Here is a 24,626-nt window from a genome sequence, read left to right on the forward strand (position 1 = left end):
ACGGGCTAAGCTGACCCAGGCACCCGTCAAGGAGGACGCCCCATGCAAGGACTGCTGCGCGCCGCATTCTGCGCCGCCCTGCTCTACCCCACCCAGGCCAGCCTGGCCGCCACCGTGTTTCGTTGTGAAGACGCCAACGGCCATATCACCTTCACCCGCCACGGCTGCCCGACAGAGCAGCAGCAGCGAACCCAGAACGCCCGCAACCAGACGCCGAGCAGCGGTAAGGCCGTACCACTGGCCAAACCCGAACGCAGCACGCGAACAAAGGGGGCCAGTGAACTGGTGGTGGTCGGTCAACAGGACGACGGCTGCGGTAACCGGATTACCGGCAGCGCGCGGCGGGCCGCGATCGTCAAGCAGGAGATTCGCAGCGGCATGACTCGCAGCGACGTGGAAAGCAGCCTGGGCAAGCCACAGAAGATCAGCCGGCAGAACGGCCTGCAGCGCTACCACTACCGCGACAACAGCGGCAACACGCGCCAGGTGAGCTTCGACGAAGCGGGCTGCGTGAAGGGGAAATAAAAAAGGGCCTGCATCGCTGCAGGCCCTTCGGGTATGGCGGACTCAGGAGGATTCGAACCTCCGACCGCTCGGTTCGTAGCCGAGTACTCTATCCAGCTGAGCTATGAGTCCGTTTGGCGCTTTTAGACCAGATCACCGCTGGTTGAAACAGGCTGGTGCATTGCTGCAGCGCCATTCGATATGGCGGACTCAGGAGGATTCGAACCTCCGACCGCTCGGTTCGTAGCCGAGTACTCTATCCAGCTGAGCTATGAGTCCGTTTAGCGCTTTTAGACCAGATCGCTGCTGGTTGAAGCAAAATGGCTTGCACTGCTGCAAGCCATCCAAGATGGCGGACTCAGGAGGATTCGAACCTCCGACCGCTCGGTTCGTAGCCGAGTACTCTATCCAGCTGAGCTATGAGTCCGTGTCGCTGTTGCCGACCAGGTGTGCTGCCTGCCTGATTGACTAAATATGGCGGAGAAGGGGGGATTCGAACCCCCGACACCCTTTTGAGGTGTACTCCCTTAGCAGGGGAGCGCCTTCGGCCACTCGGCCACCTCTCCGCAACACGGGGCGCATGATAAACATGTTTTCCCCGTTTGCAAACAAAAATTTGTAGAAAAATTAGTGGCTTGGTTCGTCACCCTTCTCTTTCTGGATGCGCTGGTAGATTTCTTCACGGTGCACGGCAACCTCTTTGGGCGCGTTGACGCCAATGCGCACCTGATTACCTTTCACACCCAACACGGTGACAGTCACATCGTCACCGACCATCAGGGTCTCTCCGACCCGGCGAGTCAGAATCAGCATTCCTTTCTCCTCACGGATTTCATTTTCAGGACAACAGTCTGCAAAAAAGAAAATGGTGGCAGCCCCCAACGAACTCAAGCCCGGGAACCTTCACCCAAGTATTGACCAGAGCGCGCAGAAAGAAAGTTCCGACGCACCAGTCAAAAAGACGAAAGGCGCGGAACCAGCCGCGCCTTTCGGATCATGCGTTACTCGCCCTGTCGTGCCGGGGCGTCGAGCTCGAAGGCAGTGTGCAGTGCGCGCACGGCCAGTTCCAGATATTTCTCCTCGATCACCACGGAGACCTTGATTTCCGAGGTGGAGATCATCTGGATATTGATGCTTTCCTTGGCCAGCGCCTCGAACATGCGGCTGGCGACGCCGGCGTGGGAGCGCATGCCGACGCCGACGATGGAGACCTTGGCGATGTTGGTGTCGCCGACCACTTCGCGGGCGCCCAGCTCGTCGGCGGTCTTCTGCAGCACGGTCAGGGCGTTGTTGTAGTCGTTGCGGTGCACGGTGAAGGTGAAATCGGTGGTGTTATCGTGCGAGACGTTCTGCACGATCATGTCCACTTCGATATTGGCGGCGCTGACCGGGCCGAGAATCTTGAAGGCGATGCCAGGGATATCCGGCACCCCACGGATGGTCAGCTTGGCTTCGTCGCGGTTGAAGGCGATGCCGGAAATGATCGGCTGTTCCATGGATTCCTCTTCATCAAGGGTAATGAGGGTGCCCGGGCCCTCCTGGAAGCTGTGCAGGACGCGCAGCGGGACGTTGTACTTGCCGGCGAACTCCACCGAACGGATCTGCAGCACCTTGGAACCGAGGCTGGCCATTTCCAGCATTTCCTCGAAGGTGATCTTCTCCAGGCGCTGGGCCTGCGGCACCACGCGCGGGTCGGTGGTGTAGACGCCATCGACGTCGGTGTAGATCTGGCACTCGTCGGCCTTCAGCGCCGCGGCCAGGGCCACGCCGGTGGTGTCGGAGCCGCCGCGACCGAGGGTGGTGATGCTGCCGTGCTCGTCGACACCCTGGAAACCGGCGACAACGACGACGCGGCCAGCCTTGAGGTCGGCACGAATCTTCTGGTCGTCGATCTGCAGAATGCGCGCCTTGTTGTGCGCGCTGTCGGTGAGGATGCGCACCTGGTTGCCGGTGTAGGACACCGCCGGCACGCCGCGCTTGATCAGCGCCATGGCCAGCAGGGCGATGGTCACCTGCTCGCCGGTGGACACCATCACGTCCAGTTCGCGCGGCACCGGGTCACCGTCGCTGACCTGTTTGGCCAGGTCGATCAGGCGGTTGGTCTCGCCGCTCATGGCGGAGACCACGACGACGATGTCGTCGCCCTTCTCGCGGAACTTCTTCACCTTCTCGGCCACCTGCTGGATACGCTCGACGGTGCCGACTGAGGTGCCTCCAAACTTCTGTACGATCAAAGCCATTTCAAAAAGCCGCCTGATTCCTCGAAGGGCGCCCATTAAACCCGCATCGGGTCACACTGCCAAGGCCCGCCGGACGCACTGCGGGCCCCGCTTTCACACCTGTTACAGGCCCTGCTCGACGAAAGTAGCAGCCATTGCCAATGCCTCGTCCAGCTTGCCGGCGTCGACGCCGCCGCCCTGGGCCATGTCCGGGCGACCGCCACCCTTGCCGCCCACGGCCGCCGCGGCCTGACGCATCAGGTCGCCGGCCTTGAGCTTGGTGGTCAGGTCCTGGGTCACGCCGGCGACCAGCACCACCTTCTCCTCGAACACGCCGCCAAGCAGGATCACCGCGCTGCCGAGCTTGTTCTTCAGCTGGTCGACCAGCGCCAGCAGCGCCTTGCCGTCCAGCCCGTCGAGCCGCGCGGCCAGGACCTTGGCGCCCTTGACCTCGACGGCTGCGCCGGCCAGGTCGTTGCCGGCGGCGCTGGCGGCCTTGGCCTTGAGCTGCTCCAGTTCCTTCTCCAGCTGGCGGTTGCGCTCGAGCACGCCGGCCAGCTTGTCCAGCAGGTTGTCGCGGCTGCCCTTGACCAGCACCGCGGCTTCCTTGAGCTGCTCCTCGGCCGCGTTCAGGTAACCCAGCGCCGCGGCGCCGGTAACCGCCTCGATGCGGCGCACACCGGCGGCCACGCCGCCTTCGCTGGTGATCTTGAACAGGCCGATATCGCCGGTACGGGAAACGTGGGTACCGCCGCACAGCTCGACGGAGAAGTCGCCGCCCATGCTCAGTACGCGCACCTGATCGCCGTACTTCTCACCGAACAGGGCCATGGCGCCCTTGGCCTTGGCGGTGTCGATATCGGTTTCCTCGGTTTCCACCTCGGAGTTCTTGCGGATCTCGGCGTTGACTATGTCTTCCAGCGCCTTGAGCTGCTCGGGCTTGATCGCCTCGAAGTGGCTGAAGTCGAAACGCAGGCGCTGGCTGTCGACCAGCGAGCCCTTCTGCTGCACGTGCTCGCCGAGCACCTGGCGCAGCGCGGCGTGCAGCAGGTGGGTGGCCGAGTGGTTCAGCGCGGTGGCCTGACGCACGCTGGCGTCGACCTCGGCCTTGAGCGAGGCGCCGACGCTGAGGCTGCCCTTGGCGACTACGCCATGGTGCAGGAAGGCCCCGCCGGCCTTGGTGGTGTCGCGCACCTCGAAGCTGACGCCGGCACCCTCCAGGTAGCCGCAGTCGCCGACCTGGCCGCCGGATTCGGCGTAGAACGGGGTCTGATCCAGCACCACCACGCCCTCCTCGCCTTCCTGCAAGCTGTCGACGGCCTGGCCGTCGGCGAACAGGGCAATAATGGTGCCGCTGCCGCGGGTGCCTTCGTAGCCGAGGAAACGGGTGTCGGCGTCGACCTTGACCAGGGCGTTGTAGTCCATGCCGAAGGCGCTGGCGGAACGGGCGCGCTCGCGCTGGGCGGCCATCTCGCGCTCGAAGCCGCTCTCGTCGAGGCTCAGGCCACGCTCGCGGGCGATGTCGCCGGTCAGGTCGTAGGGGAAGCCATAGGTGTCGTACAGCTTGAACACGGTTTCGCCGGGGATGACCTTGCCCTTGAGGCCGACCAGATCCTGCTCGAGGATCTTCAGGCCCTGCTCCAGGGTCTTGGCGAACTGCTCTTCCTCGGTCTTCAGCACGCGCTCGATATGCGCCTGCTGTTGCTTGAGCTCGGGGAAGGCCTCGCCCATCTCGGCCACCAGGGCGGCGACGATCTGGTAGAAGAAGCTGCCCTTGGCGCCGAGCTTGTTGCCGTGGCGGCAGGCGCGGCGAATGATGCGGCGCAGCACGTAGCCGCGGCCCTCGTTGGACGGGGTGACGCCGTCGGCGATGAGGAAGCCGCAGGAGCGGATATGGTCGGCCACCACCTTCAGCGAAGCCTGGCCGTCGTTGCTGCAGCCGATGGCCTTGGCCGCGGCGCTCAGCAGGTTCTGGAACAGGTCGATCTCGTAGTTGGAGTTGACGTGCTGCAGCACGGCGCTGATGCGCTCCAGGCCCATGCCGGTATCCACGCTCGGCGCCGGCAGCGGGTGCAGCACACCGTCGGCGGTACGATTGAACTGCATGAACACGTTGTTCCAGATCTCGATGTAGCGGTCGCCGTCCTCTTCCGGGCTGCCGGGCGGGCCGCCCCAGATGTGCTCGCCGTGGTCGAAGAAGATCTCGGTGCAGGGGCCGCACGGGCCGGTGTCGCCCATGGCCCAGAAGTTGTCGGACGCATAGGGCGCGCCCTTGTTGTCGCCGATGCGGATCATGCGCTCGGCCGGGATACCGACTTCCTGGGTCCAGATGTCGTAGGCCTCGTCGTCGGTGGCGTAGACGGTGACCCAGAGCTTCTCCTTGGGCAACTTCAGCCACTTGTCGGAGGTGAGGAATTCCCAGGCGTAATGGATGGCATCGCGCTTGAAGTAGTCGCCGAAGCTGAAATTGCCCAGCATTTCGAAGAAGGTGTGGTGGCGCGCGGTGTAGCCGACGTTTTCCAGGTCGTTGTGCTTGCCGCCAGCGCGTACGCACTTCTGGCTGGTGGTGGCGCGGGTGTAGGCGCGCTTTTCCAGACCGAGGAAGCAGTCCTTGAACTGGTTCATCCCCGCGTTGGTGAACAGCAGGGTCGGGTCGTTCGCCGGGATCAGCGAGCTGGAAGCGACACGGGTGTGCCCTTTTTCTTCGAAGAAGCTCAGGAAGGCTTCACGGATTTCTGCGCTTTTCATAGGGGTCTTCCACGGAAACAGGCGGCCACGGCAAAAGCCGGCAAAGGGCCGCATTATATCGGGCCCACCGCGCGCGGCTAGTGCCTTGTTGATCGCTGGCGCCGCTGCGGCGCTGCGCTTGCGACTCAGAACGAGCGAAAAGCGACGAAAGCCTCGATCACCTGCTCGATTTGCTCAGCGTTGACGTCCAGATGGGTGACCAGGCGCAGGCGCGGCGCAGCGCTCACGGCAATGCCGCGCTCGGCCATAAAGGCCTTTACCGTGCTGGCACGCTCGCCGAGCTGCACATAGACCATGTTGGTCTGCACCGGCTCGACGCTGTAGCCCAGCTCGAGCAAAGCTTCACCCAGGCGCGCGGCGTTGGCGTGATCCGCGGCCAGACGCTCGACCTGGTGCTGCAGCGCATACAGCCCCGCCGCCGCCAGTACGCCGGCCTGGCGCATGCCGCCGCCGACCATCTTGCGCAGACGCCGCGCCTTGCCGATCAACGCCGTGCTGCCGCACAGCACCGAACCGACCGGCGCGCCGAGGCCCTTGGACAGGCACACCGAGACCGAATCGAAATGCCGGGTGATCTCCCGCGCCGGCACGCCCAGCTTGACCGCGGCGTTGTACAGCCGCGCGCCGTCCAGGTGCAGGGCCAGGCCGCGGCGACGGGTCAGCTCGCGGGCGGCGGCCAGATAGGCCAGCGGCAGCACCTTGCCCTGCATGGTGTTTTCCAGGGCCAGCAGGCGGGTGCGGGCGAAGTGGAAGTCGTCCTGCTTGATCGCCGCCTCGACCCTGGCCAGGTCCAGCGAGCCGTCGGCCTCGCCGTCGAGCGGTTGCGGCTGGATCGAGCCGAGCACCGCGGCGCCGCCGCCCTCGTATTTGTAGGTGTGCGCCTGCTGGCCGACTATGTACTCGTCGCCGCGCTCGCAATGGGCCATCAGGCCGAGCAGGTTGCTCATGGTGCCGGTGGGCACGAACAGCGCCGCCGCGAAGCCCAGCTCCGCGGCCAGCCAGGCCTCCAGGCGATTGACCGTGGGATCCTCGCCGTAGACATCGTCGCCCAGCTCGGCGGCGAGCATAGCCGCGCGCATGCCGGCGGTGGGCTGGGTGACGGTATCGCTGCGCAGGTCGATCAGGGGCATGGCGGACATCCTTGAGTGGCATGGAAAAGGCCATGCTACGAGGCCGCCTCGCGCCGTCACAAGATACAGTTGGCTGCAAAATCGGCCGGAAAGCGCCCCCCATGCGGGAGCGGCTTCAGCCGCGAAGCGATCAGCCAGGGTTCGCGGCTGAAGCCGCTCCTACAGCTGTCACCCGGCTACGCCAGGTTGGAACCGTCGTCCGGCACGATCAGGATGCCGGCGCGCAGGCCGTTCTTCACCTTGGGATTGGGGAAGATGATGCGTGCGCCCTGCTCTTCCACCACCCAGCGGGTGTCGGCGATGTCTTCGGCGAGCAGGTAGCCAGGCTCCAGTTCGCTAAAGTTCTCGATATCGGCCGGCAGGTGCAGCTGGAAGCTGTCGCTGTGCTTGATGATCTCGCGCGCCACGGCGAACAGTTGCAGGCCGTCCAGGCCCTGGGCCTGCGGCGCCGGTTCGCGCCCTTCGATCAGTTCGACGAGGGCGTTCTCCAGCAGGTCGAGGTTGACCAACTGGTTCTGGCCGAAGGCGCGCGCCTTGCCCAGCTCCAGGGTGAAGGCCTCGGCGCCGAGCTGGGCATAGGTGTAGGAACTGAAGGTGATCGAGCCCTTGTTCTGCAGCAGCACCGCCTCGATGCCGGCGGCGCGCAGGCGCTCGAGTTCGCGGCGCGAGTGGGCGCGGCCCTGGTGCCAGGGGTAGAGGGCGAACTGCTCGATCTTCGAGCCGCGAATGGCGGTGTGCAGGTCGTAATGCAGGCGGGTGCGGCCGTCCTTGCTGAAGAAGGTCGCCGCCAGGTGTTCCAGGTCGCAGGCGCGGATCGCCTCGAAGCCGCTGGACTGCTCGTGGCGCCCATTGAACAGGCGGTTGATGTCCTGCTCCACGTAACGCTCGCCGCGGCGCATGGCCTCGGGGTTGCCGAACAGGAAGAGCATGCGCGCCGCCGGGTGCAGCTCGTTGCGCGCGATGCCGCGCAGCAGGCGGTCGAGCAGCTCGATCGGGGCGGTTTCGTTACCGTGGATGCCGGCCGACAGCAACAGATCCAGGCCGCTGTCGCGCGCCGCCGGCGGGGTCACCTCCAGCGCGCCCTCGGCCAGCCAGCGCAAACGCGTGCCCTCGGGGGTCAACTGGATCTTCGCCGACGGCTCATGGCCGGCCAGGGTCAGTTCAAGCAGTTTGCCGAGGGCAAGCATCAGACACTCCTCAGGGCTTAGTGATTGCAGTCCGGGCCGTGAACATGATCATCCTCGTCGGCGATCGCCGGCTCCATCTCCAGCTGCAGGCTGACCAGGTTGGTGGCCTGAGGGCGCAGCAGCAGGTTGGCGTACTCGCTGTCGCCCTCCTCCACGTCGACGCCGATCAGCAACTGGTCGCCAACGGCCTGGACCCACAGCTCCTTGCCCTGCCAGACCACGGCAAAGCGGCTGCAGGAGGTTTCCAGTTGGGTGCCGTCGTTATCTTCGAGAATCAGTTGCAGGGCGTCGCTCATAAAATCTCCGAGGTTGGGGCGAGGTTCAGGTCATCTGGAAAGGATAGACCGAGCCCAGTTTAAGGATCTGCGTCAGTTCATCCAATGCCGTGCGGCATTCGATCAGCAATTGCGGATCGGCCAGGTCGGCTTCGCTGAGGCGGTCGCGGTAGTGCTTGTCGACCCAGGCCACCAGGATGTCGTGCAGCTCGGGACTCATCACCACGCCCGGATTGACCGCGGCCAGCTCCTGCTCCTTGAGCGCCACGCGCAGGCGCAGGCAGGCCGGGCCACCGCCGTTCTGCATACTCTGCTTGAGGTCGAACACCTTGACCTCGCGGATCGGCCCGTTGCTGGCGGTCAGCTGCTCCAGGTAGCGCCAGACGCTGGCGTTGTTGCGGCACTCCTCCGGCACCACCAGCAGCATCGAGCCGTCTTCGCGGGTCAGCAGCTGGCTGTTGAACAGGTAGGACTTGACCGCATCCTCCACGCTCACGGTGCCGGCCGGCACGCACACCGCCTGGAAATTGCCGCCGCGGCGGGCGAGCTTGTCGCCCAGCACGGCGAGCACCTTGTCGGTCTCGAGGAAGGCGTGCTGGTGATAGAACAGTACCTCGCCGTTGCCCACCGCGATCACGTCGTTGTGGAACACGCCCTGGTCGATCACCTCCGGATTCTGCTGGGCGAACACCACCCCGGCCTTGCCCAGACCATGCAGGCGGGCCACCGCCTGCGAGGCTTCCAGGGTCTGCCGCGCCGGGTAGCGCTGCGGGGCCGGATAGCGGCTATCGAAGGCGCTGCGGCCGTAGACGAAGAACTCCACGCCCGGTTCGCCATAGCCCTTGCAGAAACGCGTGTGGTTGGCCGCGCCCTCGTCGCCGAACTGGCTGACCGCCGGCAGCGCCGGGTGATGGGCGAAGTGCTTCTCGCTGGCGAACATCGCCTGCAGCACGCGGCTGGTGGTGGGGTGCTCGATGCTGCGGTGGAACTTGCAGTTGAGGTTGGCGGCGGTGAAGTGCACGCGACCGTCGGCGGTGTCGGCGCTGGGGCTGACGGTGCAGGCGTTGGCCGTCCACATGCTGGAGGCCGAGCAGCTTGCAACCAGCAGCGGCATGGCGCCCTTGGCGGCCTTGGCGATCACCTGCGCATCGCTGCCGGTAAAGCCCAGGCTGCGCAGCACGGCGACGTCCGGACGCTCCTGCGGGGCCAGCACGCCCTGCTTGAAGCCCATCTCCATCAGCGCCTTCATCTTCGCCAGGCCCTGCTTGGCGGCATCCTTCGGGCTGGAGACCGCCTGGCTGTTGTTCTGCGACGCGACGTTGCCGTAGGACAGCCCGCCGTAGTTATGGGTCGGCCCCACCAGGCCGTCGAAGTTCATCTCATAGGCAGTCATTACAGAGTCACTCCCGGAGTCAGGGTGGTGGGCAGGGCCAGGGTGTCGCTTTCCAGCGAGGCCACCGGGTAGGCGCAGTAGTCCGCGGCGTAGTAGGCGCTGGCGCGGTGGTTGCCGGAGGCACCGACGCCGCCGAAGGGCGCAGTGCTGGCGGCGCCGGTCAGTTGCTTGTTCCAGTTGACGATACCGGCACGGCTGTGCAGCCAGAACTGCTCGTAGCGCGCCTTGGAGTCCGACAGCAAGCCGGCGGCCAGACCGTAGACGGTGGCGTTGGCCTCGGCGATGGCGGCGTCGAAGTCGGCGTAACGAATCACCTGCAGCAGCGGGCCGAAGAACTCCTCGTCCGGGCGCTCGGCCACCGCGGTGACGTCGAGGATGCCCGGGGTCAGCAGCGCGGCGCCGGCCTGCGGCTGGGTCATGGCCAGCAGCGCGGTGGCGCCCTTGGCCAGCAGATCGGCCTGAGCCTGCAGCAACTGCGCGGCGGCCTGCAGGGAGATCACCGAGCCCATGAAGGGCGCCGGCTGTGCGTCGAAACGACCGACCTTGAGCCCGGCCGCGACCTGCACCAGGCGCGCCAGCAACGCATCGCCCCACTGCCCTTGCGGCACCAGCAGGCGGCGCGCGCAGGTGCAGCGCTGCCCGGCGCTGATAAAGGCCGACTGGACGATGGTGTAGACCGCCGCATCGATATCGGCCACCTGGTCGACGATCAGCGGGTTGTTGCCGCCCATCTCCAGCGCCAGGATCTTGTCCGGGCGGCCGGCGAACTGGGCGTGCAGCAGGTTGCCGGTGCGGCTGGAGCCGGTGAAGAACAGGCCGTCGATGCCGGGATGGCCGGCCAGCGCCACGCCGGTCTCGCGGCCGCCCTGCAGCAGGTTGAGCACGCCGGCCGGCAGGCCGGCTTCGGCCCAGCACTTGACGGTCAGCTCGGCGACCTTGGGGGTCAGCTCGCTGGGTTTGAACAGCACGCAGTTGCCCGCCAGCAGCGCGGGGACTATGTGGCCGTTGGGCAGGTGGCCGGGGAAGTTGTAGGGGCCGAACACCGCCACCACGCCATGCGGCTTGTGCCGCAGCACGGCGGTGGCGTCGGCCAGTGGCCCGCTCTTCTCGCCGGTGCGCTCTCGGTAGCTCTGGATGGAGATGGCGACCTTGTTGACCATGCTGGTCACCTCGGTGGCGGCCTCCCACAGCGGCTTGCCGGTTTCCTCGCCGATGGCGCGCGCCAGCTCGTCGGCATGGGTCTTCAGGCAAGCGGCGAAGCGCTCCAGCACGGCGATACGGCCATCCAGCGAATGCGCGGCCCACAGCGAGAAGGCGGCGCGCGCGGCCTGCACGGCCTGGTCGACCTGCGCCGCGCTGGCGCCGCGGCCCTGCCAGATCACCGCCTGGCTGACCGGGTCGAGCGACTGCAGCGGCTCGCCCCCGCCCGCGTACCAGTGGCCTGCGATGTAATGAGTGCTCATCTTGTTCTATCACTCCCAGCGTTCATCGGCAGGCGCGGGGCCTGCGCAAAAAGAAATCGTCTCAGCCGCGCGCCGACAGCGGCACCGCGCGCACCTGGTCGCCCGCCGACAGCTGCAGGCGCTTGGCGGTCTGCGGGTCGACCACCAGGGTGCCGGCGGCCAGTCGCGCCGGGGCGGCGGTGATGCGGCAGTCCTCGCGCTTGCGGTTGTGCATCAAAAACGGCGCGGCGTCGTCGCCCGGGGTGCCGATCGCCAGCACCAGGTTCTGGCTGTCACGCACGGCGCGGATCTTCGCGGTTTCCGCCTCGATGGCCGGGCCGGCGTCGAAGATGTCGACATAGCCCTGGTAGCTGAACCCCTCGGCCTTGAGCATGGCCAGCGCCGGCTCGGTGTCGGGGTGGACGCGCCCGATCACCGCGCGCGCATCCTCGGAGAGGAAGCAGGTATAGAGCGGGAACTTGGGCATCAGCTCGGCGATGAAGGCCTTGTTGCCGACCCCGGTGAGGTAGTCCGCCTGGCTGAACTCCATCTTGAAGAAGTGCCGCCCCAGGCTCTCCCAGAACGGCGAACGACCCTCGGCGTCGGACATGCCGCGCATCTCGGCGATCACCTTGTCGCCGAACAGTTCGCGGAACTCGGCGATGAACAAGAAGCGCGCCTTCGACAGCAGGCGGCCGTTGAGGCCGGTGCGGTGCTCGGCATGCAGGAACAGCGAGCACAGCTCGGAGTTGCCGGTCAGGTCGTTGGCCAGAAACAGCGTCGGCACCTGACGGTGGATGTGCAGCTCCTGCGAGGCGCTGACGGTCAGGCCGACCCGGTAGTTGTACCAGGGCTCGCGCAGGCCGACGGCGCCGGCCACGGCGGAGATGCCGACGACGCGACCTGCGTCGTCCTCGAGCACGAACAGGTAGTCGGCGTCAGCGCGCTCGGCCTGGCCGCGGAAGGTCTTCTCGGCCCAGCCGACCCGGTGCGCCAGGCGCTCCTCGTTGGCCGGCAGGGTGGTCAGGCCGGCGCCGGTACTGCGTGCCAGGTCGATCAGCGCCGGCAAATCGGCGCTGCGCACGGGACGAACGATCATGGATCCTCCGGATCAGCTAAGAGCTTCAAGCGGCAAGCTACAAGTTAGAAGACAGGCTGGCTTGCCGCTCGTGGCTTGCAGCTTGCCGCTTCGGTTTAAACCGCCACCAGCCGGACGCTGGCGCCTTCGCCGACGCCCAGGGCCTCGGCGGCCTCCAGGCTGAGGCATACGGGCTTGCCCGGCACCCAGTCGAGGTCGGCGACTATGGCGCGGAAATCCTGCAACTGGCCGTTGCTCACCAGGTACTGGCGCCCGCCCTTCTCGGCCTCGCCGAGCTTCACCGGCACCAGGCGGCTCTGGGCGATGCTGCGGATGCCCGAGGTACGCGCATGCAGGGTCGGCCCGCCGTCGAAGATGTCGATGTAGTGGTCGGTCTCGAAGCCTTCGCGCATCAGGATGTCGAAGGTGATCTGCGCCCGCGGGTGCACCTGGCCCATGGCCTCCTGCGCCTCGTCCGGCAGCAGCGGCACGTAGATGGGGTAATGCGGCATCAGCTCGGCGAGGAAGGTGCGGCTCTTCAGCCCGCACAGGCGCTCGGCCTCGGTGTAGTTCATGTCGAAGAAGTTGCGCCCCACCGCATTCCAGAACGGCGAGTCGCCGTGCTCGTCGCTGTGGCCGACGATCTCCACCACCACCGCATCGGCGAAGCGCTCGGGGTGGCCGGCCATGAACAGCAGACGGCCGCGCGAGTTGAGCTCGGCGAACACGCTGCTGACCAGCGGCCGCTCGACGTAGAAGCTGGTGAGCAGGCTGTTGCCGGTCAGGTCGTGACACAGCGACAGCACGTGAATCTTGTTGTGGATCTTCAGCTCGCGCGAGTTGTGCACGAAGGTCTCGTTGCGAAAGCTGTAGAAGGGTTCGGAGTAGCCGGCCGAGGCGACGATCGCCGAGCAGCCGACCAGGCGTCCGCTGGCGCTGTCCTCGAGGACGAAGAAGTAGCTTTCCTCGCCGTTGAAGCTGACTTCGGCGGCGAACGACGCCTCCGAGGCGGCGATCTTGTCGCGCAGCCGCTCGGCATCGTCCGGCAGCGAAGTGACACCCACCGGGCTATCCGCGGCGAGCCGCTGCACATCCGCCAGGTCCGCCATTTGCGCAGGGCGCATTACCAGCATGGGGTCACTCCTTTTCAAGAAAAGCCCCGGATGCCACGCACGGGCAGCCGGAGAACGCCGGGGTCATCAACCCCGGCACACACAGGATCGTCATCCGTGAGGGAAACCCGGCGCCTACCTGCGCCGGGCACTCGCTCAGGCGTTGGCCAGCTTGTTCAGGGCGCGCTCGAAGCGGGCCAGGCCCTCGTCGATGTCGGCGTCTTCCACCACCAGGCTGGGGGCGAAGCGCACCACGTCGGGGCCTGCCTGCAGCACCATCAAACCTTCGCCGGCGGCGGCATCGAGAATCGCCTTGGCCTTGCCCTTCCAGGCGTCGCTGAGCACGCAGCCGAGCAGCAGGCCCAGGCCACGCACCTGGGTGAACATGCCGAAGCGCTCGCCGAGCTCGCTCAGCTTGGCAGCGAAACGCTGGTGCTTGGCCTTGACCCCAGCCAGCACCTCGGGGGTATTGATCACGTCGACCACCGCCTCGGCCACCGCACAGGCCAGCGGGTTGCCGCCGTAGGTGGTGCCGTGGGTGCCGACCGTCAGGTGCTTGGCCAGCTCGCTGGTGGTGAGCATGGCGCCGATGGGGAAGCCGCCGCCCAGGCTCTTGGCGCTGGAGAGGATGTCCGGGGTGACACCGTAGTGCATGTAGGCGAACAGCTCGCCGCTGCGGCCCATGCCGCTCTGCACTTCGTCGAACACCAGCAGCGCGTTGTGCGCGTCGCACAGGGCGCGGGCGCCCTCCAGGTAGGCCTGGTCGGCCGGCAGCACGCCGCCCTCGCCCTGAATCGGCTCCAGCACCACTGCGCAGGTCTTGTCGGAAATGGCCGCCTTCAGCGCCTCCAGATCGTTGTACGGGACATGGGTGATGCCCTGGATCTTCGGCCCGAAGCCGTCGGAGTACTTGGGCTGGCCGCCGACGCTGACGGTGAACAGGGTACGACCGTGGAAGCTGTTGGTGGCGGCGATGATCTCGTGCTTGTCCGCGCCGAAACGGTCGTGGGCCACGCGCCGGGCCAGCTTGAACGCGGCCTCGTTGGCCTCGGCGCCGGAGTTGCAGAAGAACACGCGCTCGGCGAAGGTGGCCTCGACCAGCTTCTTGGCCAGGCGCAGCGCCGGCTCGTTGGTGAACACGTTGGACACGTGCCAGAGGGTGTTGGCCTGCTCGGTCAGCGCGCCGACCAGCGCCGGATGGCAGTGGCCGAGCACGTTGACGGCGATGCCGCCGGCGAAGTCGATCAGCTCTCGACCGCTCTGATCCCAGACTCGCGAGCCCTGGCCGCGCACGGGTACGAAGGCTGCGGGAGCATAGTTGGGAACCATAAACTGGTCGAAATCGGTGCGTTGCACCGCATCGTGCTGAACGGACATCGAAACTCTCCTGATAAGGAAAACCGGCCTGCAGCAAGCCACGCGGGCGGCCCATTGCGGCGGGGAATGCAAGGATTGTAGGGACTGATTCGGGGCCGGCATTGCCGCCATGCGACAACTTCTTATAGCGCCAACCCAGGTTTTCCGGGGGCTTTCGTCAAAGCGACAGAAAGCGTCGGAAAGGCGCAGTTTAAACGCAGTTCGCCGCCAGGGCGCACGGCGGCGGAAAAAATCTCCGCAGGTTGACCGGTCGGTATCGACCGAGCCAGTTGCACAGGGCGAACAGGCTGCGTGGCCCGGATGCGCCCCGGGAAACCGGCGCCAATACCCCCACGAACCGACGCCCTCCCCCGCCCCTATCCCGTAAACGGGCAGGGGTGACCAACCGGGACAATGGCGCCAGGCGCAGAATCGCCCCGGATTGCATCCGGGCTGTGCGCCGAACTGCCGGGCTCGAATGAGTCAGTGGTGCAGAGCCTAGGGGGATCAGGCTTTACCGATCCACCCTGGCGGTCGGCTACGGCGGATGAAACAAGCGTCATCCACCCTAGGCAGCGGCAGCTATAAGCCGCGGGAGGACGTCAACCGCGCTCGACCGGAGTGGAGGTGAGTTCGAAAGGGCTGTTGCTGCGCCGCTGGTTGCGGTCGTCGCGCGGGGTGGCGCCGAAAAAGTTGCGGTAGGCGCTGGAGAAATGCGGCCCGGAGGAGAAGCCACAGGACAGACCGATCTGGATGATCGACTTGCTGGTCTGCATCAACAGCTGGCGCGCCTTGTTCAGGCGCAGCTCCAGGTAGTACTGGCTGGGCACGCGGTTGAGGTACTGCTTGAAGATCCGCTCCAGCTGGCGCCGCGAGACGCACACGTGCTGGGCGATCTCGTCGGTGGTCAGCGGCTCCTCGATATTGGCCTCCATCAGCAGCACCGCCTGGGTCAGCTTGGGGTGGCTGGAGCCGAGGCGGTTCTGCAGCGGGATCCGCTGGCGCTCGCCGCCCTCGCGGATGCGCTCGACCACCAGCTCCTCACTGACCGCACCGGCCAGCTCGGCGCCATGGTCGCGCGCCAGCACCGCCAGCAGCAGATCGAGCACCGCCAAACCGCCGCAGGCGCTGAGGCGGTCGCGGTCCCAGTCGAACAGGTGACTGGTGGCGATGACCTTGGGGAAACGCTCGGCGAAGTCGTCCTGCCAGCGCCAGTGCACCGCCGCGCGGTAGCCGTCGAGCAGGCCGAGCTGGGCCAGCGGATAGACCCCGGCGGACAGCCCGCCGATCACGCAACCGCTGCGCACCTGCTGCTTGAGCGCGGCAGCCAGGCCGGCGGAAACCGTCGCCGGCGGCACGTCGGCGAGCAGGAATAGCTTGTCGCAACCGTCCAGATGACCGGCCCAGGGCTCGCCGGGCAGGCGCCAGTCACCGGCGGCCAGCGGCTCGGCCTGGAGGAACACCAACTCGTACACCACTTCCGGATGCACACGCTGCGCCACGCGCAACGCCTCCTCGGCCAGCGACAGGGTCAGGGCCTTGGTGCCGGGCCAGTAGAGGAAGCCGATTCGATGGGGGGTCATGAGAGCCTGTTCAAAGTCTGCTGCGCGTCGGCCTGCTGCGGTGAGAGCAGGCCCTGGGCGAAGTTTAGCCGCTTCTTAGAACCCGTTTACGATCTAGCGAGCTAGAGATAAACGGCGGCGAAAACGGCCGAGGAAGCGGAGTTTACAAGTGTAAATGAGCATTCCGAGGTTGTTTTCAACGCCGTTTAGCCGACGCGCAGCAGATCGTAGGTGGGTTCTTACTTGAGGCTGCCGGAAAGGAACTGTTGCAGCCGCTCGGACTGCGGATTGACCAGCACTTCGCGCGGGTTGCCGCGCTCCTCGACCACGCCCTTGTGCAGGAACACCAGCTGGTTGGACACCTCGCGGGCGAAGCCCATCTCGTGGGTCACCACCACCATGGTGCGCCCCTCCTGAGCCAGGTCCTGCATCACCTTGAGCACCTCGCCGACCAGCTCCGGGTCCAGGGCCGAGGTCGGCTCGTCGAACAGCATCACCTCCGGCTCCATGGCCAGGGCGCGGGCGATGGCCACGCGCTGCTGCTCGCCACCGCTCATGTGCGCGGGATAGGCCTCCTTGCGATGGGCCACGCCGACCTTGGCCAGGTAGTGTTCGGCCTTGTCGCGCGCCTCGGCCTTGTCCACGCCGAGCACGTGCACCGGCGCCTCCATAACGTTATCCAGGGCGCTCATGTGCGACCACAGATTGAAGTGCTGGAACACCATCGACAGGCGCGAGCGCATGCGCTGCAGCTGCTTGGCGTCGGCGGCCTTGAGCGCACCCTCCTTGTTCGGCACCAGCTTGAGTTCCTCGCCGTTGAGCAGGATCTTGCCGCCGTGCGGCTGCTCCAGCAGGTTGATGCAGCGCAGGAAGGTACTCTTGCCCGAGCCGCTCGAGCCGATGATGCTGATCACGTCGCCGGCCTTGGCCGCCAGGGAGACGCCCTTGAGCACCTCATGGCTGCCGTAGCGCTTGTGCAGGTCCTGAACTTCGAGTTTGTACATGGTTTCCACTCTCTTGAATCAGCCGCCGAACCGGCGACCCAGGGAAATTGACGACCGCCGTTCAGGCCTTGCGCGGCGCCAGGTAGGCCAGCCAGCGCAACTCGGCGCGCTTGAACAGGCGCACCAGGATGAAGGTCAGCACCAGGTAGAACAGGCCGGCGGTGATGAACGCCTCGAACGGCATGTAGTACTGCGAGCTAACCGTGCGCGCCGCGCCGGTGATGTCGATCAGGGTGACGATGGACGCCAGCGAGGTGGTGTGCAGCATCATGATCACTTCGTTGCTGTATTGCGGCAGCGCGCGGCGCAGGGCCGAGGGCAGCAGGATGCGCCGGTACAGCTTGGCACGCGACATGCCCATGGCCTTGGCCGCCTCGATCTCGCCGTGCGGCGTGGCCTTGAGGCTGCCGGCGAGGATTTCCGCGGTGTAGGCGCTGGTGTTGATGGCGAAGGCCAGGCAGGCGCAGAAGGTGGCGCTGGAGAAATACGGCCACATGAAGCTGTCACGGATGAACTCGAACTGGGCCAGACCGTAGTAGATCAGAAACAGCTGCACCAGCATCGGCGTGCCACGGATCACGTAGGTGTAGAGCCAGGCCGGAAAATTCACCAGCGGCGACTTGGACACCCGCATCAGCGCCAGCGGCAGCGCCAGGCTGAGGCCCAGGGCCAGGGAGATCAGGAGGATTTTCAGGGTCACCAGCACGCCGCTGAAGTACAGCGGCAGGTTCTCCCAGATCATGTTGTAGTCGAAGATCATGGCACGGCTCCTACAGCTCGGCGGCCTTGGTGCCGACCGAATAGCGTTTCTCGAGGAAACGCAGGGCCAGCAGGGAAACACTGGTCAGCACCAGGTACAGCGCCGCCACCGCCAGGTAGAAGGTGAACGGCTCGCGGGTCGCGTCGGCGGCGCTCTTGGCCTTGAACATCATGTCCTGCAGGCCGACCACCGAGATCAGTGCGGTGGCCTTGGTCAGCACCAGCCAGTTGTTGGTGAAGCCGGGAATGGCGAAGCGGATCATCTGCGGCACCAGGATGCGGAAGAACACCTGCACCCCGCTCATGCCGTAGGCCGCGCCGGCTTCCGCCTGGCCTTTAGGGATGGCCATAAAGGCGCCGCGGAAGGTCTCCGACAGGTAGGCACCGAAGATGAAGCCCATGGTGAACACGCCGGCGACGAAGGGATTGATGTCGATGTAGTCGTCGTAGCCGAGCAGCGGCGCGACGCGGTTCACCAGATCCTGGCCGCCGTAGAAGATCAGCAGGATCAGCACCAGGTCGGGAATGCCGCGAATCACCGTGGCGTAGGTCTCGCCGAGCATGGCCAGCCAGCGAATCGGCGACAGGCGAAAAGCCGCACCGAGCAGGCCGAGAAAAATCGCCACCGCCATCGATGTCAGGGCCAGAAGCAGGGTGAGCCAGGCACCGTCGAGAATGGTCGAGCCGTAGCCTTGAAGCATGCGCTAGTACCTCATGCGGGCGCCGCGAACGGCGCCAGGTAGCACAACAGAAACTGCCGGGAGCCAGGCTCCGCGACGGCCCAGAGGGCGGCCGCCAGGACCGGCGGCCAGAAAGAAGCGGCACAAACCGCGAGTGAAGCCTGTGCCACTTGCCGTGCGTTGCGCTTACTCGCCGTAGACGTCGAAGGCGAAGTACTTGTCCTGCACCTCCTTGTACTTGCCGTTGGCGCGGATGGCCAGGATGGCAGCGCTGATCTTGTCGGCCAGGGCCTTGTCGCCCTTGCGCACGGCAATGCCCTGGCCTTCGCCGAAGTACTTGACGTCGGTGAAATCCGGGCCGACGAAGGCGAAGCCCTTGCCGGCATCGGTCTTGAGGAAGCCGTCGTCGATGTTCACCGAGTCGGCCAGGGTGGCGTCCAGGCGGCCGGACTGCATATCCAGGAAAATCTCGTTCTGCGAGCTGTAGCGCACCACCTCGACGCCGGCCGGGGCGAAGACGTCGGTGGCGTAGCGGTCGTAGACCGAGGAACGCTGCACGCCGACCTTCTTGCCCTTGAGGTCGACCAGCGGGTCCTTCAGCTCGGTGCCGGCCTTCATCGCCAGCTTGGCCGGGGTGGCGTAGTACTTGCCGGTGAAGTCGACGGATTTCTTGCGGTCTTCGGTGATCGACATGGACGACAGCACGGCGTCGAACTTGCGCACCTTGAGCGCCGGGATCAGGCCGTCGAACTCCTGCTCGATCCACTGGCACTTGACCTGCATCTCTTCGCACAGGGCCTGGCCGATGTCGTAGTCGAAGCCTGCGATCTGGCCGTCCGGGGTCTTGAAGGCGAAGGGCGGGTACGCCGCCTCGATGCCGATGCGCAGCGGTTTGGCATCATCGGCCATGGCCAGCGGCGACAACAGGGACAGCGCCAGCGCGCCGAGAAGTGCGATCTTCTTCATTTTTTTGCTCCTTCGAATGGGAATGGCATCGATGGCAGTGGGGTTGGCCCTGGCCTTTGAATGAATTGTAGAAAGACTGCTGGTCTTTGCCGCGCAAGCGAGCGGGCAAAGGGCCTTGGCTGGGTGAGCGGCATTCTAGCGACAGGGGCTGAGGCGATATTTCCTCAATGCGACAACTAATTACAGAAGCCCTGGAGGCGCCGGGCAGGCGTATTGACAGGCACACCTAAACGTGCAAAACGAAAAGAATCGCAAACGGAATACTTAAGCAATAATCGCGCCTTATCCCATGAAATCCCCGATTCACCGGGCCTGCAGCGCCCAGGCAATGGCGCAGCGGCGGCCCGTGCGGCACCGCAACGGGGCCCGAACGTTCCCTAACGTCCCATCCCGACGCGCCCTGTTACCGCAACGCGTAGGGTGCGCCATACGCACCACCCACCTGGCGCCCTCTCAGGGGCCAACCCGCAAACCCAACCGCGCCGCCACCCGCCCCTCGTCGTGACGCTCCATGCCGGCCTCCTCGATGCGCACACCCTGCCCTTCCAGCGCCTGCAGCCAGCGCAGCAACTGCTCGAACGGCGCCGGCTGCAGGCTGACCTGCACCGCGCCCTGGCCCTCGGCATCCAGGCGTTCGATGGCCAGGCCCTGCTCCGCCGCCGAGGCGGTGACCAGCCCCTGCAGGCGCGCCGGGTCGAGGCTGACGCGCGGCTGCAGCTGGCGTCCGCGCAGCTCCGGCGCACGGCTCTGCATGTAGGCATGCAGGCTGCGCTGCTCCTCGAAGGCGCTGCGCGCCGCCTGGGCGTCGCGCGCCACCGGCTGCCACAGCAGCAGGTAGCCCAGCACCAGCGCCAGGAAGGCACCCAGCGCCAGCAACGCCTGGCGGTCGCGCGGCCCCAGCGCCTGCCAGCGCAGCGCCAGACTGGAACGCTGCCACTGCAGCTGCAACCCCTGATTGAACTGACGCCAACTGGCCATGCTCATCCTCCTATCACCAGACGCGCGCTGACGCCGTCCGCCTCGCGGCTGGCCGAGCCCATCTGCACCTCGAGCCCGGCCTGTTCCAGGCGTTCGCGCAGGCTTTCCAGCTCGGCGAAATCCGGCGCCTGCAGCTGCAGGGCGAGATCGGCGCGACTGGCGCTGTAATCGAGCTGATTGACCTGTACCCGCGCCGCGCCGCCTGCCGGCAGTGCTCGCGCCACCTCGCCGAGCAGGCCGAGCAGCGGGCTGTCGCCGCTGCCGGCGGCATCGGCCAGGTGCTGATCCAGCTGCGCGCGCAGGTTGACCAGCTTGCGATCCTCGGGAAACAGCTCGCGGTACAGCGCCTCGCTGGCCAGCGCGTACTGGTCGGCCTGGCGCTGCAGGTACCAGCCCTGGACCAGGTTGAAGCCCCATTGCAGCAGCAGGCAGAGCGCCAGCACTCCGGCCAGCGGGCGCCAGCGCCGCCAGCCGTCGCCCGCCTGGTACAAGGCGAACTCGCCCTGGGCGAGGTCGGCGCCCGCGCCCTGGCGCACCAGCCACTGTTGCGGCTGCTGCAGCAGGTGCACCTCGTCGACCGGCTCGGGCAGCGCCTGCTCGGCCGGCGCGCTGGCGATATGCGGCGCCGGGCAACGCGGCGCCAGCGCAGGCCAGCTCTCGGCCTGCAGCGCCAGGCGCAGCGGCGCCTCGCCGCCGAGCAGCCAGCGCGACTCCAGCCAGAGCAGCTGACTGCCCTGGCGCGGCAGCAGGTCGGCATCGACGCGGATCGCCTGCGGCGGCTGCGCCGCGCACAGCGCCAGGCACTGGCGCAGCCAGTCGGCGCGCAGCGCATAGACCCGGTGGCGACCGTCGGCCAGTTGCTCGCCCAGGGCCAGGTGCATCTGCTCGACATCCTCGGCAAGCAGTTCCTCCACCGCGAACGGCAGCGCCTGGCGCAGCCAGCGCGCCTTCTGCGTCGGCAACTGCACGGCGCAGGCGGTCACCGCCTCCACCGGCAGCACCAGTTCCCAGGCCGTCGGCAGCTCGCGCAGCGCCTCGCCCAGGCTCAGCGTGCGACATTCGGTGAAGCTCACCCACTGCACCGGCAGCTCCGCCGACAGGCCCTGACAGGCCTCCGGCGGCAGGAAGATCCATAGCTGATTCATCGTTGTGCTTCCTCGACGGGCAACGGCGGCGTACCGCCCTGCCCCAGATCACGCGCCAGGACACTGACCTGGCCATCATTGCCGCGCTGCAACAGGCTGCGCAACACCACGCGGCGCTCGCCGAGGCTCACCTCGCTGAACACCTCGAAGAACTGGCTGCCCACCGCCAGGCCCTGCAGCGCCTGCTCGCCGAGGCCGGCCAGGGCCGGCTGGGCGGCGAAGGCCGCCGGGCTGGCAAAAGCTTCACGGCCGCGCGCCGCCACCAGCGCCAGCGCGGCATCCGGGCTGAGGCCGTCGGCCAGGCTGGACAGCACCACGGCGCTGGCGCTGTTGACGTTGAGCAGCGCCTCGCCCGGCAGGGCGCTGACGAAGGGCAGCAGGCGGCGGTAGTCGGCCTCGCCCATCTCCAGCAGCAGGCGCAGCTCGGAGACGTCGGCGAGCTGGCGGTTGGCCGCGCGATAAGGCGGCGTGGCCAGCAGGTACTGGCCGTCCTCCGCGCCCTGAGCGCCGCTAGGCTCGCCGTCGCCATCGAGCCAGTCGAGCAAGCGTTCGGCGTAGGGCTTGGCGATCTCCAGGCGCAACAGCAGGCGGCGCAGGCGCAGCAGCGCCAGCTCGTCGGGCTGGCCCTGGCGCACCAGGCTGTTGAGGTTGAAGCGGCCGCTGGGATCGACGATGCGCACGCGCAGCTCGCCGCCCTCGTCCAGCGCGAAGGGTGTCAGCGGCTGCGCCCAGGGTTCGCCCAGGTGATCGACCGGCTGGCGCGGATCGCCCTGGCGCAAGTCGCGCTGGAGGATGGCCTTGGCCAGCGTCTCGCCGCCCAGGGCGTAGTGCCAGGCCTGGCGCACGTGCAACTGGTTGGCGCTGCTGCGGATCGACAGCTGCTGGCGGGCGATCAGCCCGGCGCAGACCACGGTGACCAGCGCCACCACCAGCAGCACGGTGATCAGTGCCACGCCGCGTTGAGGTTTCATGGCTGCGGCTCCTCGGGCTCAGCGGGGTCGCCCTCACCCTCGCCGGGGGCAGGCACGACGCTCTGCGGCGGCGCGTCCGGCAGGCGCAGTAGGCGGCGCAGCTCGCCATGGCGACGATGCTCCAGGCGCAGTTCGAGGGCGCGCGGCAGGCCGGTGAGCAGGCTGTCGCCAGCGGCATTGGGCGGCGGCCAATCGGCGTGCCACTGGCCCTCGTCGTCGAGGTAGCGCAGGCTCAGCGCCTGCACCCCGTCGAGCGCCTGCTGCACCTGCGGCTGGCTGTCCTGGGCCTGGTCCAGCACGCGCCAGTAACGGCGCTGCCACTGCTCGCCGCTGAGCTGCCAGCGCACCCGCTGCAGCTCGGCGCGCGGCTGACCGAGCGGATTGCGCCAGCCGGCGCGGGTCAACTCCAGCGCAGAGGCATCGCTCGGCTCGCTGCGCAGCGCCGGCTGCGGGTCGCCGAAGCCATCGCGGATCGGCCGCACCGCCACCTGCAGCACGTCGCGCTCGAAGGCGGCCATCGCCCGCACCAGCTCGCGCAGTTGCTGCTCGTGGTTGCGGGTGGCGGCGTCGGCGCTGAGCACGCTGTCGAGCATGCGGTAGGTGGCCAACCCGAGAATGGCGAAGATGGCGATGGCGATCAGCAATTCGAGCAGGGTAAAGCCGCGCTGCGGTCGAGCTGTAGGAGCGAGCTCTGCTCGCGCATCCAGATTGAGGCCATTTCGCGAGCAGAGCTCGCTCCTACGGGCCATACGCTTCATCACGGCGCCCCCAGAAAGCCGCTGAGGCTGACCAGCGCGCGCTCGCGCAGATCGCCCGAGGCGCCACGCTGCTCGGCGGCGACCCACAGGGTCACCCGGCGCATGCTCGGCTCGCTGGTGGCCTGAATCTCGCTCTGCCACAGCCAGCGACGCGCGGCAAACTCCACCTGGCCCTGGTCACGACCGTCGGCCGGCGGCGCCTCGGCCAGCTGCAGCTCGGTAAGGCGGTTGTCGGCCACCCACATGGCCAGGGTCTTGGCTTCCAGCTGCGCGGCGGTCTGCACGCTGCGCGCGCTGGCAGTCAGCACGCTGGCGGCGACCAGGGCGAAGATGGCCAGCGCCACCAGCACTTCGAGCAGGGTGAAACCGCGCGCGCGCTTCATCCGGCGCGCCCTGCCGCCAGCTCCTCGATACGCGGCAGGCCGAAGCCGTCGCTGGACAGCTGCAGCTGCAGGCCGTCGCGGCGGCGCTCGGCCAGGCGCAGGCGAAAAGCCGTGAGCTCGCCGCTGGAGAGAATCAGCAGTTGCGGCGCCAGGGCACTGGCCGCGCCGGGCAGGCGCAAGGCCTCGCCCTCCCCCTCGCCCTCCACCTCAAGAGTCAGCTCGGCCCAGTCCGGCAGGCGATGCGCCTGGCGATCCAGCGCCTGCCACTCGCCGCGCCGCGAATCGTAGCGCAGCACCCGGTAGCCCTCGCGGGTAAAACTCAGGCCGTACTCGCGGTTATCCAGCACCGCCTCGTCGGCCAGCACGCCGATCAGGCCGGCCAGGCGCTCGGCCTCGCCGCGCAGTTCGCGGCTCGGCCCGGCCAGCCCGGTGCCGAGCACCGCCAGGCCGATCAGGCTGCCGAGGATGACCAGCACCACCAGCAGCTCGATCAGGGTGAAGCCCCTCGCCCGCCTGGCCGAGCCCGCAGGTACGCGCTGCATGGCGATCAGAGATCCCAGTTGCCGATGTCCGCGTCCAGGTCGCTGCCGCCCTGCTTGCCGTCGGCGCCGAACGAATAGAGGTCGAAGGCGCCCTTGGTGCCCGGCGCCAGGTACTGGTAGGGATTGCCCCAGGGGTCGACCGGCAGGCGCTTGAGGTAGCCCTCCTTGTTCCAGTTCTTCGCCGGCGGGTTGCCGCCGGGCTTGCTCACCAGCGCCTCGATGCCCTGCTGGGTGCTGGGGTAGCTGTGGTTGTCCAGCTTGTACATGTCCAGCGCCGCGCCGATGGCGCGGATGTCGTTCTGCGCCGCGGTGACCTTGGCCTGATCGGGCCTGCTCATCACCTGCGGCACCACCAGCGCCGCGAGGATGCCGAGAATGACCACCACCACCATGATCTCGATCAGGGTGAAACCCGCCTGTTTTCTACTCACCTG

General features: G+C 67.0%; 24 protein-coding genes and 4 tRNA genes. 1 reads left to right on the forward strand and 27 read right to left on the reverse strand.

Annotated features, from left to right (window positions below; translation table 11 throughout):
• Window positions 1-42: 42 nt before the first annotated feature.
• Window positions 43-525, forward strand: a complete 483-nt coding sequence (locus ACIGFL_RS12800; protein WP_397497427.1) for a DUF4124 domain-containing protein — start codon at window positions 43-45, stop codon at window positions 523-525.
• Between the two features lie 34 nt (window positions 526-559).
• Here ACIGFL_RS12800 and ACIGFL_RS12805 read toward each other — a convergent pair.
• The 27 genes from ACIGFL_RS12805 to gspG all read right to left on the reverse strand — a co-directional run bounded on the left by ACIGFL_RS12805 (window position 560) and on the right by gspG (window position 24,623).
• Window positions 560-636 (reverse strand) — tRNA-Arg (locus ACIGFL_RS12805).
• Window positions 637-706: 70 nt separating this feature from the next.
• Window positions 707-783, reverse strand: a tRNA-Arg gene (locus ACIGFL_RS12810).
• Between the two features lie 71 nt (window positions 784-854).
• Window positions 855-931 (reverse strand) — tRNA-Arg (locus tag ACIGFL_RS12815).
• 48 nt (window positions 932-979) lie between these two features.
• A tRNA-Ser gene (locus ACIGFL_RS12820) sits at window positions 980-1,070 on the reverse strand.
• Between the two features lie 61 nt (window positions 1,071-1,131).
• A complete protein-coding gene (gene csrA, locus ACIGFL_RS12825) occupies window positions 1,132-1,317 on the reverse strand; it encodes a carbon storage regulator CsrA (RefSeq protein WP_003244478.1) in 186 nt (61 codons plus the stop codon).
• A gap of 188 nt (window positions 1,318-1,505) precedes the next feature.
• Entirely contained in the window at window positions 1,506-2,744 is a 1,239-nt protein-coding gene (locus tag ACIGFL_RS12830) for an aspartate kinase (protein ID WP_021443544.1), read from the reverse strand.
• Between the two features lie 102 nt (window positions 2,745-2,846).
• A complete protein-coding gene (gene alaS / locus ACIGFL_RS12835; protein ID WP_397497428.1) occupies window positions 2,847-5,471 on the reverse strand; it encodes an alanine--tRNA ligase in 2,625 nt (874 codons plus the stop codon).
• Between the two features lie 125 nt (window positions 5,472-5,596).
• A complete protein-coding gene (gene ltaE, locus ACIGFL_RS12840) occupies window positions 5,597-6,601 on the reverse strand; it encodes a low-specificity L-threonine aldolase (protein WP_397497429.1) in 1,005 nt (334 codons plus the stop codon).
• Window positions 6,602-6,777: 176 nt separating this feature from the next.
• Window positions 6,778-7,788 (reverse strand): succinylglutamate desuccinylase, encoded by a 1,011-nt coding sequence (gene astE, locus ACIGFL_RS12845; protein ID WP_122107190.1) that lies wholly within the window; start codon window positions 7,786-7,788, stop codon window positions 6,778-6,780.
• 17 nt (window positions 7,789-7,805) lie between these two features.
• Window positions 7,806-8,084: a hypothetical protein gene (locus ACIGFL_RS12850; protein WP_003244469.1), complete on the reverse strand. Its 279-nt coding sequence runs from the start codon at window positions 8,082-8,084 to the stop codon at window positions 7,806-7,808.
• Window positions 8,085-8,109: 25 nt separating this feature from the next.
• Complete coding sequence (gene astB / locus ACIGFL_RS12855) at window positions 8,110-9,456, reverse strand: N-succinylarginine dihydrolase (protein ID WP_397497430.1); 1,347 nt, start codon at window positions 9,454-9,456, stop codon at window positions 8,110-8,112.
• The gene (gene astD / locus ACIGFL_RS12860; RefSeq protein ID WP_397497431.1) at window positions 9,456-10,919 is read right to left on the reverse strand and encodes a succinylglutamate-semialdehyde dehydrogenase; all 1,464 of its coding nucleotides are present in this window, start codon (window positions 10,917-10,919) and stop codon (window positions 9,456-9,458) included. The genes astB and astD overlap by 1 nt, the downstream gene beginning before the upstream one ends.
• A 61-nt stretch (window positions 10,920-10,980) precedes the next feature.
• Window positions 10,981-11,997: an arginine N-succinyltransferase gene (astA, locus tag ACIGFL_RS12865; RefSeq protein WP_021443538.1), complete on the reverse strand. Its 1,017-nt coding sequence runs from the start codon at window positions 11,995-11,997 to the stop codon at window positions 10,981-10,983.
• Between the two features lie 95 nt (window positions 11,998-12,092).
• Window positions 12,093-13,109 carry an arginine/ornithine succinyltransferase subunit alpha gene (gene aruF / locus ACIGFL_RS12870; RefSeq protein ID WP_397497432.1) on the reverse strand — a complete coding sequence of 339 codons (1,017 nt, stop codon included), beginning with the start codon at window positions 13,107-13,109 and terminating at the stop codon, window positions 12,093-12,095.
• A gap of 135 nt (window positions 13,110-13,244) precedes the next feature.
• Entirely contained in the window at window positions 13,245-14,465 is a 1,221-nt protein-coding gene (locus tag ACIGFL_RS12875; RefSeq protein WP_122107194.1) for an aspartate aminotransferase family protein, read from the reverse strand.
• 581 nt (window positions 14,466-15,046) lie between these two features.
• A complete protein-coding gene (gene argR / locus ACIGFL_RS12880) occupies window positions 15,047-16,027 on the reverse strand; it encodes a transcriptional regulator ArgR (protein WP_021443534.1) in 981 nt (326 codons plus the stop codon).
• 218 nt (window positions 16,028-16,245) lie between these two features.
• Window positions 16,246-17,010 carry an ABC transporter ATP-binding protein gene (locus tag ACIGFL_RS12885; RefSeq protein WP_397497433.1) on the reverse strand — a complete coding sequence of 255 codons (765 nt, stop codon included), beginning with the start codon at window positions 17,008-17,010 and terminating at the stop codon, window positions 16,246-16,248.
• Between the two features lie 61 nt (window positions 17,011-17,071).
• Window positions 17,072-17,770 carry an ABC transporter permease gene (locus tag ACIGFL_RS12890; RefSeq protein WP_021443532.1) on the reverse strand — a complete coding sequence of 233 codons (699 nt, stop codon included), beginning with the start codon at window positions 17,768-17,770 and terminating at the stop codon, window positions 17,072-17,074.
• A gap of 10 nt (window positions 17,771-17,780) precedes the next feature.
• The gene (locus ACIGFL_RS12895) at window positions 17,781-18,470 is read right to left on the reverse strand and encodes an ABC transporter permease (RefSeq protein ID WP_021443531.1); all 690 of its coding nucleotides are present in this window, start codon (window positions 18,468-18,470) and stop codon (window positions 17,781-17,783) included.
• A gap of 165 nt (window positions 18,471-18,635) precedes the next feature.
• A complete protein-coding gene (locus ACIGFL_RS12900) occupies window positions 18,636-19,415 on the reverse strand; it encodes an ABC transporter substrate-binding protein (RefSeq protein ID WP_397497434.1) in 780 nt (259 codons plus the stop codon).
• A 453-nt stretch (window positions 19,416-19,868) separates the two neighbouring features.
• Window positions 19,869-20,393 (reverse strand): type II secretion system protein M, encoded by a 525-nt coding sequence (locus ACIGFL_RS12905; protein WP_397497435.1) that lies wholly within the window; start codon window positions 20,391-20,393, stop codon window positions 19,869-19,871.
• Window positions 20,394-20,395: 2 nt separating this feature from the next.
• The gene (gene gspL, locus ACIGFL_RS12910; RefSeq protein WP_397497436.1) at window positions 20,396-21,538 is read right to left on the reverse strand and encodes a type II secretion system protein GspL; all 1,143 of its coding nucleotides are present in this window, start codon (window positions 21,536-21,538) and stop codon (window positions 20,396-20,398) included.
• Window positions 21,535-22,509: a type II secretion system minor pseudopilin GspK gene (gene gspK, locus ACIGFL_RS12915; RefSeq protein WP_397497437.1), complete on the reverse strand. Its 975-nt coding sequence runs from the start codon at window positions 22,507-22,509 to the stop codon at window positions 21,535-21,537. Before gspK ends, gspL begins: the two co-directional genes overlap by 4 nt.
• Window positions 22,506-23,267 (reverse strand): type II secretion system minor pseudopilin GspJ, encoded by a 762-nt coding sequence (gene gspJ / locus ACIGFL_RS12920; RefSeq protein ID WP_397497438.1) that lies wholly within the window; start codon window positions 23,265-23,267, stop codon window positions 22,506-22,508. The genes gspK and gspJ overlap by 4 nt, the downstream gene beginning before the upstream one ends.
• The gene (gene gspI / locus ACIGFL_RS12925) at window positions 23,267-23,650 is read right to left on the reverse strand and encodes a type II secretion system minor pseudopilin GspI (protein ID WP_021444653.1); all 384 of its coding nucleotides are present in this window, start codon (window positions 23,648-23,650) and stop codon (window positions 23,267-23,269) included. Before gspI ends, gspJ begins: the two co-directional genes overlap by 1 nt.
• Window positions 23,647-24,192, reverse strand: coding sequence for a type II secretion system minor pseudopilin GspH (gene gspH, locus ACIGFL_RS12930; RefSeq protein WP_021444654.1), 546 nt, complete (start codon window positions 24,190-24,192; stop codon window positions 23,647-23,649). Before gspH ends, gspI begins: the two co-directional genes overlap by 4 nt.
• A gap of 5 nt (window positions 24,193-24,197) precedes the next feature.
• Window positions 24,198-24,623 carry a type II secretion system major pseudopilin GspG gene (gspG, locus tag ACIGFL_RS12935; protein ID WP_031303287.1) on the reverse strand — a complete coding sequence of 142 codons (426 nt, stop codon included), beginning with the start codon at window positions 24,621-24,623 and terminating at the stop codon, window positions 24,198-24,200.
• Window positions 24,624-24,626: the final 3 nt, after the last annotated feature.

Origin of the sequence: Pseudomonas sp. NPDC077649, assembly GCF_044542855.1 — a bacterium.
Taxonomy (GTDB): Bacteria; Pseudomonadota; Gammaproteobacteria; order Pseudomonadales; family Pseudomonadaceae; genus Aquipseudomonas.